The sequence below is a fragment of the Nitrospirota bacterium genome (genome assembly GCA_016207905.1).
GTDB lineage: Bacteria > Nitrospirota > Thermodesulfovibrionia > Thermodesulfovibrionales > JdFR-86 > JACQZC01.
Map to the genome: position 1 here is coordinate 23,592 of JACQZC010000009.1, position 11,738 is coordinate 35,329.

Sequence of the window (11,738 nt, forward strand, 5' to 3'; positions counted from 1 at the left end):
ATCATGAACAAATTTGTCATGCCCTCCACTCATTTATTGCCTCTTGAACAGGTGCATCGGGTGTGTGAATGTATTTTGGGGAGAAGTGCATGACAGTCAGGTTTTTGACACCTGCCTTTTTTGCAATATACCCTGCTAACTTTGAAGTCAAGTGGTTTCTCTCAACAGCCCTTTGTTTGTCAGAGTCCAGAAAATATGCCTCGGAATAAAGGGTATCCGAGCCTTTGACGAGCTCGATTATCTTTTTTATATTTTCCTCCGAAGGAGATGCATCAACGATATATGAGACCTTCTGTCCTTTATTGATAATTGTTAGATTCTTAAGTTCCCCAAGACTATAGGATTTTCCGTTTACTATGAACTCCCTATCCTCAGGAGATGCCTGCCTTATTGCTTTTTTCAGGTCGCTAAGCCATGGACCTACAGGAAGCCCCATATCTATGAGTCTTGCCTTATCTATGTTTATATGAAAATCCTCTTCCATGGAAAACCCCATACAGTCAATGTCGTGTTTTAAGCAAACTGCCTTGACCTTAAAGGATATGTCCTCAAGTGCAATGCCTGAAAACTGCTTGCTTTCCCTTTGTTTTTTAGCAAAGCAGTCTTCTGCATAAAAGCTTGCATGCTCGATTGTGTCATTGTTTATGCCAAAGACCTCGAGCCTCAAGGGATATTCTTTTATAAGGTTCCACGAATAGCCTTTAAGTTTCCCCTCAACGCATTCTATGATGTTTGAAGGGCCAAAGACACTCAGAGGTTTTTCACTTCTAAGGAGTGCCCTAAGAACCGTATCAAAGCCTATGAAGTGGTCTATGTGGGTATGGGTTACAAATATATCCGTTATCTTAAGGAGCTCGCCTGTATTTAGTTTTCTTAAGTCGCCTAAGTCGAACATGAGTGCCCTTTTTTCCCATAAAAGCCTTATATAAAGGCATGGATCCTCGAATGGGCCATTGAGAAGTCTATGATGGAATGTGGGCTTCATACAAAAGGAATTATAGCCTATTATGATATAATAAAATCAAACACTTACCTTTAATAAATATGGAGGATTAAATGCCGGAATTAAGGAAAGACCCGATATTAGGCAGATGGGTCATAATATCGATTGAAAGAGGTAAAAGGCCTACTGACTTTATCTCTCCGTTTCAGAGGAAAAAAGACGGTGGTTTCTGCCCGTTCTGTCCGGGGAACGAATACACCACGCCTCCTGAGATATTAGCCTTCAGGCCAGAAGGCACAAAGTCAAATTCAGGGGGCTGGTCATTAAGGGTTATGCCAAATAAATTCCCTGCCCTTCATATATCAGGCGAGCTTCTGAAAAAAGGAGAAGGCATTTATGACAGGATGAATGGCATTGGCGCACATGAGGTAATAATAGAGACGCCAGAGCATCATCTGTCTTTGGCAACGATGTCTCTTAAGGGCATGGAGGATGTGCTCTGGGCGTATCATCTGAGGCTTAGTGACCTCAAGAAGGATATGCGGCTAAAGTATGTCCTTATATTTAAAAACGAGGGTGACACAGCAGGTGCCACGCTTGAGCATACGCATACCCAGCTCATAGCCCTGCCAATTGTGCCAAGAACCGTTAAGGATGAGCTTCAGGGCGCAAAAGACCATTATAGAATCAAAGAAAGGTGCATTTTCTGCGACATAATCCAGCAGGAGATTTCCGATGGAAGAAGGATTATTGCTGAAAACGAAGGCTACATAGCCATCTCTCCATTTGCCCCCCGTGCACCATTTGAGACATGGATAATGCCAAAAAGCCATGAGGCTTCTTTTTTACCGCAGGATATGAGTTTCCGGGGGCTTGCCGAGATCTTTCAGAGGATTCTAAAACAGATGGACAGGATACTGGATGTGCCGCCATATAACTTCATAATCCATACTTCTCCATTCGGGCTTGAGAATGTGGAGTATTATCACTGGCATATAGAGCTTATGCCCAAGCTAACAAAGATAGCTGGCTTTGAATGGGGCTCTGGGTTTTACATAAACCCGGTTCCGCCTGAGGAGGCGGCTAAATTTATGAGGGAGGCAAGGTTATAAGTGAGGGTCGTTATTGCATCCTCTGAGGCTGTGCCCTTTGCAAAAACAGGAGGTTTGGCTGATGTGGCTGGTTATCTCCTTGAGGGCTTGACAAGGAAAGGCATAAAGGCACGGCTTTTTATGCCCCTCTATAAGGCTGTCAGAGACAACTTTCCCGACCTAAAATATACAGGTGTTGAGATAAAGGTAACTGTTGGAAACAAAATGTACTCCTCGAGGCTTTTCTCTTACAACGATAGTGCATTCTTTACGGAATGCGATGTGTTCTTTGAAAGGCAGGAGCTTTATGGCAGTTCCTCTGGAGATTACAGGGACAATGCAGAAAGATTTATCTTCTTTTCAAAGGCAGTCCTTCAGGCAGTTCAAGCACTTAACCTTATCCCTGATGTCATGCACTCAAACGACTGGCAGACAGGGCTTATTCCACTTTATATGAGGAGCATTTACAAAAAGCATTTTAGTAAGACTGCCACTCTTTTTACCATTCATAACTTAGGCTATCAGGGACTGTTCCCTTATTCTGTTATGCCTCTTACAGGGCTAAGTAACGAGCTTTTTAAGCCTGAAGGCATAGAGTTTTATGGTTCTGTCAATTTCCTCAAGGCAGGCATTCTCTCATCCACTGCAATAAACACTGTAAGTGAAAACTATGCCCAAGAGATATTAACCAGTGAGTATGGTTTTGGGCTCGATGGCGTTCTTAGAAAAAGGAGGGATGACCTATTCGGCATCCTTAATGGCATAGATTATAGTCAATGGAACCCTTCAAAAGACAACCTGATAGCGAAAAACTATGGAACTAAAGACTTTTCTGAGGGAAAGGCTTTATGTAAGAGGCATCTGCTTAAACAATGTGGCTTTAAAGTGGAGAGACCTCTTTTGGGAATGATAGGAAGGCTTTCGGCGCAAAAAGGGATAGATATATTTCTTTCAGCCTTAGAGGAGATAATCTTTGCAGGCACAAATGTAGTTGTCTTAGGAAAAGGTGATGAGGCATTCGAGAAGGCATTTGAGGGGTTTGCAAGGAAGCATCGTAAGAACCTTTTGTTCTGGAGGGGTTATGACGAGGCATTGGCTCACAGAGTTTATGCAGGCTCCGATGTCCTGCTTATGCCTTCAAGGTATGAGCCCTGCGGATTAAGCCAGATGATTGCCATGAAATACGGCACAGTGCCTGTGGCAAGAAAAACAGGCGGAATCAAAGATACGGTTGAGGACTATAACCCGCTTAAGAGAAAAGGCACTGGTTTTTTATTTTCCGATTATACGCCAAATGCCCTGAGGGAATGTCTTATAAGGGCACTTTGCGTTTATGCAGAGCCATTAAGGTGGAAAAGGCTTATTCTCGGTGGGATGAAAAAAGACTTCTCATGGGATTCCTCTATTCAGAAATATATTGCCCTTTATGAGTCCTTGAGAAGGAGGCTAAAGGGTTGAGTCTGAGATTTAGATTTATAATATTTATGATAGCATTTCTTACTGCCGCAACTGTATTAGGAGTTGGAGCATTTTATATCTTCAGTAACCTTTCTAAAAGCCTTATCGTGCTCGAGCATGAAATGGAAGACCATAAGCTCATTCAGGACCTAAGAGGTTCGATAAGGGAATTCGTGAGGGCAGGCAGTGGCTGGGCACTAACCGGAAGTTCGCCCTACAAAAAGCTTTATAAGGATAGCCTCGCAAAGGTCAATAAGGGATTTAAAGACCTCGATAGGTTTAAAGAAGAGACCCAGACTATTAAAGCCCTCGATGAGGATTTCCGCCAGCTTAAGGCACTTTCAGAAAAGATAATTGCAGTTGAAAAGCCTGTAGGAGATGTCGCTACGCTAAGGACATTGCAGGTGGTGGAGATGCTTGAGTCTACATTGTTTCTAAAGCTGGATGAAATGTATGAAGCCTCTTTAGCGTCCACAGAAAAGGTTATAACGAGAGGGAAAAAGATAAGGCAGAACATGACGATATATCTTACGATCCTCGTTGCCTTTAGCCTGCTTGCAACAGGACTGCTCATAGTCCTGATGCAAAGGATGCTCGAGGAGCCTTACAGGGAAATGCTTTATGCAACGGAGAAGGTCTCATCAGGAGACCTGAGTTACAGGATTAGCTCTTTAAGAAAAGACGAGTATGGAACCATAGCAAGAAGATTCGATACCATGGTAGAGAGCCTTGAGGATTCCGACAGTAAGCTAAAGGCAAGACTCAGAGAAACCAGACTTCTGCTCGATGTAGCAAGAACAGCAGGAATGGCTCCCGAGACAAAAGAGGCAATGGGCATTATCACAGAGACGATAGCAAAAGGGATGAAAAAAACCCTCTGTGCCATATATATTCTCCACCCAAAGGAAAATGCATTTCATCTGAAGTCCTCCAACATGAAAGCACCTGCGCTGGATATCTCCCTTCCCATTGGCTCCTCCATTGCAAAGAAGGTGCTGAGAACCCTTAGTCCTGTCATTATCGACGATGTGCTCCAACTGCCCGATGCAACCGATGTGGTGTGCGGGGTATGCCGTTCTTTTTTAGTTATTCCATTAGTTCGAGAAAACATCTGCATAGGTTTGCTTTTGCTTGGAGCACAAAACCCAAAGGGCTTCAGGAAGGATGAAGTAGATACAGGACTGATACTTGCACACACCATAGATGTTGCCCTGAGGAATGCAGAGCTTTACGAAGAGACGATAAAAAAGGTAAGACAGCTTAGCATACTGTATGAGCTTTCAAGGGCACTCACATCTGTTTACAGGCTCGAAGAGCTTCTTGGGACAGTGACATCGGAGCTTTCGAGGCTTATCGGAGCAAAGGGATGCATCATAAGGCTCATAGAGGAGGACCTGCTAAAGGTCAGGTCGTTTTCAGGTCCTATAGAGAAACTGGTTGAGGATATGACCCTGCCTATTGGAAAGGGCATAGCAGGATGGGTTGCAAAAGAGGGAAAGTCTATTCTGGTTGAGGATGTCTATGAGATGCCAGAAGACCTGAGGGTGCCTAAAATAGATGCAAAGACAGCGATATGTGTGCCTCTTAAAGTAGGCGAAAGGGTTATAGGAACCTTAGGGCTTTATGACAAGCTTGACCCTGATGGCAAGCCAATACCGTTTTCTTCGGATGACCTGAGCATCGTAGAGAGCTTTGCAAGCATGTCTTCAACTGCAATAGAGAATGCAAGGATGCAGGAGTTGGATAAGAAAAGACAGTTCGAGGTCCTCGATGCAAAAAAGAGGCTTGACCTTATATTCGAAGGCGTGCAAGCAGGCATGGTAACACTCGATGAAAACTTCAACATAATAGCCGCAAACAAATATATAGAAAGATGGATAGACATGCCTATCTCAGAGGCGCAGAGAAAGTCTGCACTGGAGGTCTTTCATCAAAAAGGAGGTATATGTCCTCACTGTGCCGCAATAGGGACTTTTGAAACAGGCGATACAAATGTTATAACCCAGTCAAGCGGGCTTAATTATGCAGAGCTGACCTCATCGCCGATAAAGGACGAAACCGGTAAGGTCCAAGAGGCGGTCGTCTTTGTGCAGGATATTACAGATAGGGTGCTTTATCAGGAAGAGATTATGGGCCTTTATAAGGAGGTCACACAGACAAAAGACTACATAGAAAGCCTGATAGAGAACTCTGCTGATGCAATAGTCATATCGGACATTAATGGCATTATAACATCATGGAACCCAGCCGCAGAAAATATATACGGTTTTAGCGATGCCGAGGTTATGGGAAGGTTTCTGCCTTTTGTGCCAGAGTCCATTGTGGAGTCTGAAAAGGGAAACATAGAAAAGATAAAAAAAGGAGAGGTTCTTAACTTGGAGACCATCAGGCTCAGAAAGGATGGAAGGCTCATAGAGGTCAGCCTTACGCTTTCTCCGATAAAGGACATCGGAGGAGGGGTTATTGGTATAAGCGGTATATCGAGGGACATATCCGAGAGGAAACGCATCGAGAAGGAGCTGATTCGCAGAAATCAGGAACTTTCGAGACTGTTCTTTATAAGCTCCGCTATGAGAGGAACATTGGAGCTTGACAGGCTCCTCAGAATGGTTCTGACTGCAGTTACTATGAGCGATGGACTGGGCTTTAACAGGGCAATACTTTTTCTCTTAGACGAGGTAACAGGCAAGCTAAGGGGTGAGATGGGTGTTGGTCCTGCCACTGTTGGGGAGGCATGGAGCACATGGGAACGGCTTTCGGTTGAGAAAAGAACACTCGCTGAGCTTATGTCCGATATAGATGTAGGGCCTCTCAGAAAGGATTCTTTTATGGATAGATTGAGCGTAGGTCTGGAGATCTCGCTTGCAGAGGATACGATTCTCGTGAAATCTGCAAAGGAAAAAATACCTTATAATGTCACTGATGTCAAGGCTGACCCAAAGGCTGATACTATCCTCATACAACAGCTTGGAACCTTTGCATATGCAGTTGTGCCTCTGGTCTCCAGAGATAAGGTTATAGGCGTGCTCTGGGTGGATAATCTTTTTAACAGAAGGCCTATTTCGGATGAGGATATGAAATTCCTCACTGGATTCTCCAATCAGGTTGCCTCTGCAATAGAGGGCGCAAGGCTTTTTCAGCAGGTCTCTCGCACAGAGGCAGAGCTCGAAAATATATTCAGGTCCATATCGGATATGGTCTATTTCGTGGACAAAGACTACACCCTCAGACGAATAAACGAGGCGGTCTCAAAAAGGGTTCAGAGACAACAGGAGGAGATTATCGGCAAGAAATGCTATGAGGTCTTTCATGGCTTAAATGAGCCATGGTCTCAGTGCCCCCACCATAAGACAGTAGAAACACTCCTGCCACACATAGAGGAGATTGAAGACCCGTATCTTAAAGGCACATTCCTTACATCTACATCTCCTATATTCGACACAGAAAGGAAATTTATCGGCACCGTGCATATAGTAAGGGATATTACAGAGCTTAAGGAATTAAGAGAAAGACTTGCCTCTACCGAAAGAATGGCTGCATTGGGAGAGGTTGCCGCAAAGGTTGCACATGAGATAAGAAACCCTCTTGTGTCTGTCGGAGGCTTTGCAAAGAGGCTTGAGGGAAAGCTCGATGGCAACCTTCAGGAGTACGCAAGCATAATATCTAAAGAGGTAAGCAGGCTTGAGGGTATATTGCAGGAAATCTTAGGTTTTGTCCGTGAAACGAGAATATCGAGAAGGATAGTCAACATCAACGGCCTACTCGAGGAGATTATAGGGCTTATGGGTCCTGAGTTTTCGGAAAAGGGTAATTCCCTTATTAAGGAGTTTTCGGAGCAAGAGATTATGACACTTACAGATGCAGACCGCATGAAAGAGGCATTAATGAATATCCTTACGAATGCAAATTATGCCACCGATGGCGGCACTATCACGGTCAGGACATATAAGGATAGCGGAAAAGCTGTTATCGAAGTATTGGACACAGGGTGTGGAATAAAGGAAGAGGATATAGGAAAAATCTTTGACCCGTTTTTTACCACAAGGCCCACTGGCACAGGACTGGGGCTTGCAATAGCCCGAAGAATCGTAGAGGAGCATGGAGGCAAAATCACTGTGCAGAGCAAGTGGGGCGGAGGAAGTAAATTCAGCATAAATTTACTACTAAAGGAGGTTTGATATGAAAATCATGATTGTCGATGACGATGCCCATATCTTGAGGCTATACAAGGAAGAGCTTCAAGAGTCAGGCTACGAGGTGGTCGCTGTTAGCACAGGAAAAGAGGCAATAGCCTTGTTCGAAAAGGAAAACCCTGACCTTGTAACCTTGGACATCCTTATGCCTGACATAGACGGCATAAGTCTTTTGAGGAAGATGAAAGAGCTTAGGCCAAGGATACCTATAATAATGTCAACTGCTTATGACTACAGAGATGACTTTGCTGTCTGGGCATCAGAGGCATACCTTGTTAAGTCAGCAGACTTGACCGAGCTTAAATCTACGATAAAGAGGCTTCTCGAGAAGTGATGCAGTTGAAAGCAGACTGTCCTGTTTATGGCGGTTATGTCATTGTTAGGGATGAAGGCGTGGTGTTTGTAAAAGGTGCCATCCCCGAAGAGGTCGTAGAGGTCTCTGTAATCGAAAAGAAAAAGGACTATTCTATAGCAGTTGTCTTGGATGTTATAGAGCCATCACCTTTCAGGGTAAGACCGCCTTGCCTCCATTTCGGGCTTTGCGGAGGATGCCAGTTTCAGTTTATCTCTTATGAAAAGCAGGTCTCCATGAAACAGGAGATAATGCTCGATTGCCTAAGAAGAATAGGTGGCATCGAAACAGAACTCAGAGCCCCTTTGATTGGAAATGATTTCAATTATCGCCTGAGGGCACAGTTTAAGGTCTCAAAGGAGGGACAAATAGGGTTTTATAAAGAAGCAAGTAGAGATGTAGTTCCGATAGATAACTGCCTGCTTATGGACGATAGGATAAATGAGGCACTTGGGAATCTTAAGAAGTGTAATTTATCAGGCATAAAAGAGATTCATATAACATGCGGGGATAAGCTGATTGCACTTATAAAAGGCATGGGCTTTAATGAGGCACTTTCAGAGGAATTTATAGGTGTCGGGTTTTCAGGCATTGCCTTTGACGATTACAAATGGCGTGGGGCCGGTTATACGAGCTTTGACCTTCGTGGTTTGACATATTCTGTTTCTCCATGGACATTCCTTCAGAGCAATTGGGCATTGAATACTCAGGCAGTAGAGTTGATTGTAAATGAGATCGAGCCGATTACCGGTCAAACTATAATCGACCTTTATTCGGGTGCTGGAAACCTCTCTTTACCCCTTGCCAGAGACAGCCATGAGGTCGTTGCAATAGAGGAAAACCCATATGCAATCAAAGATGGTAAAAGAAACCTCGAGATAAATAACATCCAGAATTTCAGGTTCCTCAAAAGCGATTGGACCACCATAGAGAAAGGCAAAGCCGTAGATATAGTCATACTTGACCCTCCAAGGATTGGGCTTACCGATAAGGTCATAAAGATGCTCCGAGAGATTTCGCCTCAGAGAATAGTTTATGTCTCATGCAACCCAGCAACACTCGCAAGGGACCTCAAGAGATTAAACGGCAAATACAGGCTCGACTCTATAAGGCTGATGGATTTCTTCCCCCATACATACCATATCGAGTCCTTAACCTTTCTGAGCCTTGCTAATGAGCACCGTGTATCAGGACAGGCAGACATCTAACGCATACGAACTTTTCTTCGCCTTCATGTATGCACCTGAGATAAACCCTTTGGGCATCCTCTACGCCACATACAAAACATTTTGCTTTCATCTTATCTCTCCAGTTCGTTTATTTCTTTTACAATCTTTTCAGGGTCGATATTGTGCATCATGGCTCCAAAGGCAATCGACTCTACCCTGATGCCAGGACATGTAAAACATCCACCCCCGAAATACTTCTCTATTATCTTTGCCGCCTCTGGATTGTCTTTTATCACATCCCCGATAATAGAGTCCTTTGTCACTAACTTTTTTTCTGTTACCATCTTAACCTCCTTGTATCTTTATCTTATCATATATAAGGTAAATTCCCTGACCCCATCTCTCATTGGTATAAATTGACAAAAATTTATTGCATATGCAAAAGTATATATATGTATGTGCCTGCTTCATTATCAAGAAACCGTAAAATCCTGATAAATTTGGTGCCGCCATGGGATGCAGTGCCTCCTGTATGGGAATTAAGGGTTAAGCAATATCGGGTCTTTTACGATGTTGACGAGGCAAAAAAGATTGTTTATGTCAGGGCTGTAAGGGAGAAACCGACTAACAAAACAACGGAGGAGATTTTATGAAAGCAAAGGAATTAAAGTCCGCATTTCGGAGACCAGCCGAGGCTGGAAGGACATAAAACTGAAATTTAACAAAGGGGGTAGGCTTTTTCAGGGGGAAGTCAGCTACAATAATATGAATTTATGATGCATTTTTTTGTCTTTTGGGTGGAAATAAAATGTAGGATTGCAAGACCTGACCCCTTTCCAATTTTAGGTCAGCGGTGGCTGTAAGCCATCCGCTGGAGTGATTTGTTAGACGATTTTGCATTTCTTATATGATCGCTTAACACCAGAGATACCAAAAGATAATCGTTTTATGCCATCATATATGTCAACGAATAATACGAGCAAGAAAATGCTTGAATAAGACGATGTCTTTCCCTCCATATTTGAACCTAAACCAATCATAAAGAGAAGCGACGAAACAGCTTCAGTCAGGCCTAAGAAGATATTGTTTAATGGATTACCCCTCAGGAATCTATTGCAGTTATCGCAGAAGTATTCCGAACTTTTCCCAATGAAGCTTATTGCTCTTTCTTTTCCAACGATTGTTATGCCGCCGCATTTGGAGCATGTTCCTCTATCATATTTCTTCTTTGTAATTGGATCAGTAAATTCGATAGTATTCTTCACTTCTGCATAATCAAACCTTGGCTCAAAATATCGGAAGAAGAAGCTAAAAAGAGATAGAGCCGTGTATATGATAATCCCTTCCTCTAAAGTGTTTATCATTGTTTGGCCAATAAACTCAGGATTGATAATAGCGGAGAGTAGAAACCTATATAAGAACAGAGCAATAAAAGAGAGCACGATAATTAGAATTAATTTTCGGAGTCTATAGATATAATCGGCAATCCAGATACCTAATGAAAAATAGAAAATATATGCGATTGTTCGCCATTCAGATTCAGCAATCTCTCTTGATAATTTAGAAAAGGTAATGCCAAGGATTACATCCAGTAAAATGACAACAGCAGGCAACACGACTACGAAAAAGGTTACCTTTATGATCGAGACTTCTTTCTAAAATAGGGTATTTATGGGTTTGCTTGGAGAAGTAAGTTCATCATCTGATGCAATAACAGGAGGACCAAATGCGTCAATGTCAGGCATCTCTTTTAACCATTCGCCGCAGTGTTTGCATTTTATGGCCTCATCTTGAATGTCTTCAGCACAAAAGGGGCATTTTTTCATCCTCAGCTCCTTTCTTATTCTGATGTTGCCCCTTCCAGAATCAGATTTTCCGTAGAGAGATTGAAAATATCCTCTTTCCGGTATCTTTCTGTTGCACCTATAATCTCAAGCCCAATAATCTTTCCATTTTTATCAAGGTCAAGGTTTATTCCCTCTTCTATTTCCTTAGTGTGTGCAACTTTTTTCTCCTGAATCCTGATATAAAGTGCATCAACCTCTTTATCATATTCAATCTTCATAGCTCCTCCTACTTGTTCCTGTCAATAACTGTAATTATAATTATTCTACTGCTTTCCTGCTTAAAAGTCACTTTAAGCCACTTCTTGCCTATATGCTTAAAGGCATTCTTTCTGCCTTTTATAGAGTCCTCTATCTGCTCAGAATGAAAGATTGTATTTCTGATATCATCTTCACTGATTTCTCTCCACCTCATCTGCCTTCTTGCATGCCTGCTAAAATATATCTTCATTTAATTAAGAAAAACTCCTTTGCCTTTATCTTAAGCAGACATCTCTTTTCTGTCAAGGATTTTCTCAGAGCAGTAGAGCAAGAGAGCAATATTAATCCCCCTCACCCCAGCCCTCTCCCGCAAGGGGAGAGGGTAATTAAAAGGAAGCAAAAACCTGTCCTGTAAGGAAAAATGCGATTTGCTTTATCGACCCCACCCTTGATGGGAGGGGTTAGGGGAGGGTGCAACCTGCTAACA

The 11,738-nt window shown here is 42.9% G+C and carries 11 protein-coding genes and 1 pseudogene; 6 read left to right on the forward strand and 6 right to left on the reverse strand.

The window, feature by feature from the left end:
• Nucleotides 1-16: 16 nt before the first annotated feature.
• On the reverse strand, nt 17-985 hold the full coding sequence (locus HY805_01365) for a ribonuclease Z (GenBank protein ID MBI4822865.1): 969 nt from the start codon (nt 983-985) through the stop codon (nt 17-19).
• A 71-nt stretch (nt 986-1,056) separates the two neighbouring features.
• Between HY805_01365 and galT the strand changes: the two genes are divergently transcribed.
• Genes galT through HY805_01390 form a run of 5 tightly spaced genes read left to right on the forward strand, consistent with a single transcriptional unit; the run spans nt 1,057 to nt 9,245 of the window.
• Nucleotides 1,057-2,055 (forward strand): galactose-1-phosphate uridylyltransferase, encoded by a 999-nt coding sequence (gene galT / locus HY805_01370; GenBank protein MBI4822866.1) that lies wholly within the window; start codon nt 1,057-1,059, stop codon nt 2,053-2,055.
• Complete coding sequence (glgA, locus tag HY805_01375; GenBank protein ID MBI4822867.1) at nt 2,056-3,492, forward strand: glycogen synthase GlgA; 1,437 nt, start codon at nt 2,056-2,058, stop codon at nt 3,490-3,492.
• A 26-nt stretch (nt 3,493-3,518) separates the two neighbouring features.
• Nucleotides 3,519-7,670 carry a PAS domain S-box protein gene (locus tag HY805_01380; protein MBI4822868.1) on the forward strand — a complete coding sequence of 1,384 codons (4,152 nt, stop codon included), beginning with the start codon at nt 3,519-3,521 and terminating at the stop codon, nt 7,668-7,670.
• 1 nt (nt 7,671) lies between these two features.
• The gene (locus HY805_01385) at nt 7,672-8,019 is read left to right on the forward strand and encodes a response regulator (protein MBI4822869.1); all 348 of its coding nucleotides are present in this window, start codon (nt 7,672-7,674) and stop codon (nt 8,017-8,019) included.
• Complete coding sequence (locus HY805_01390) at nt 8,019-9,245, forward strand: class I SAM-dependent RNA methyltransferase (protein MBI4822870.1); 1,227 nt, start codon at nt 8,019-8,021, stop codon at nt 9,243-9,245. Before HY805_01385 ends, HY805_01390 begins: the two co-directional genes overlap by 1 nt.
• A 92-nt stretch (nt 9,246-9,337) precedes the next feature.
• Here the strand turns inward: HY805_01390 and HY805_01395 are convergent, their stop codons facing one another.
• The gene (locus HY805_01395; protein MBI4822871.1) at nt 9,338-9,550 is read right to left on the reverse strand and encodes a DUF1858 domain-containing protein; all 213 of its coding nucleotides are present in this window, start codon (nt 9,548-9,550) and stop codon (nt 9,338-9,340) included.
• A 114-nt stretch (nt 9,551-9,664) separates the two neighbouring features.
• Between HY805_01395 and HY805_01400 the strand changes: the two genes are divergently transcribed.
• The gene (locus HY805_01400; protein MBI4822872.1) at nt 9,665-9,859 is read left to right on the forward strand and encodes a type II toxin-antitoxin system RelE/ParE family toxin; all 195 of its coding nucleotides are present in this window, start codon (nt 9,665-9,667) and stop codon (nt 9,857-9,859) included.
• 231 nt (nt 9,860-10,090) lie between these two features.
• Here the strand turns inward: HY805_01400 and HY805_01405 are convergent, their stop codons facing one another.
• From HY805_01405 to HY805_01420, 4 genes and pseudogenes are all read right to left on the reverse strand, one after another.
• Entirely contained in the window at nt 10,091-10,819 is a 729-nt protein-coding gene (locus HY805_01405; protein MBI4822873.1) for a hypothetical protein, read from the reverse strand.
• 138 nt (nt 10,820-10,957) lie between these two features.
• Nucleotides 10,958-11,032, reverse strand: a pseudogene (locus tag HY805_01410) (hypothetical protein).
• Between the two features lie 14 nt (nt 11,033-11,046).
• Nucleotides 11,047-11,271, reverse strand: a complete 225-nt coding sequence (locus tag HY805_01415; protein MBI4822874.1) for a DUF2283 domain-containing protein — start codon at nt 11,269-11,271, stop codon at nt 11,047-11,049.
• Nucleotides 11,272-11,279: 8 nt separating this feature from the next.
• Nucleotides 11,280-11,501, reverse strand: a complete 222-nt coding sequence (locus HY805_01420) for a DUF4258 domain-containing protein (GenBank protein MBI4822875.1) — start codon at nt 11,499-11,501, stop codon at nt 11,280-11,282.
• Between the last annotated feature and the right edge of the window lie 237 nt (nt 11,502-11,738).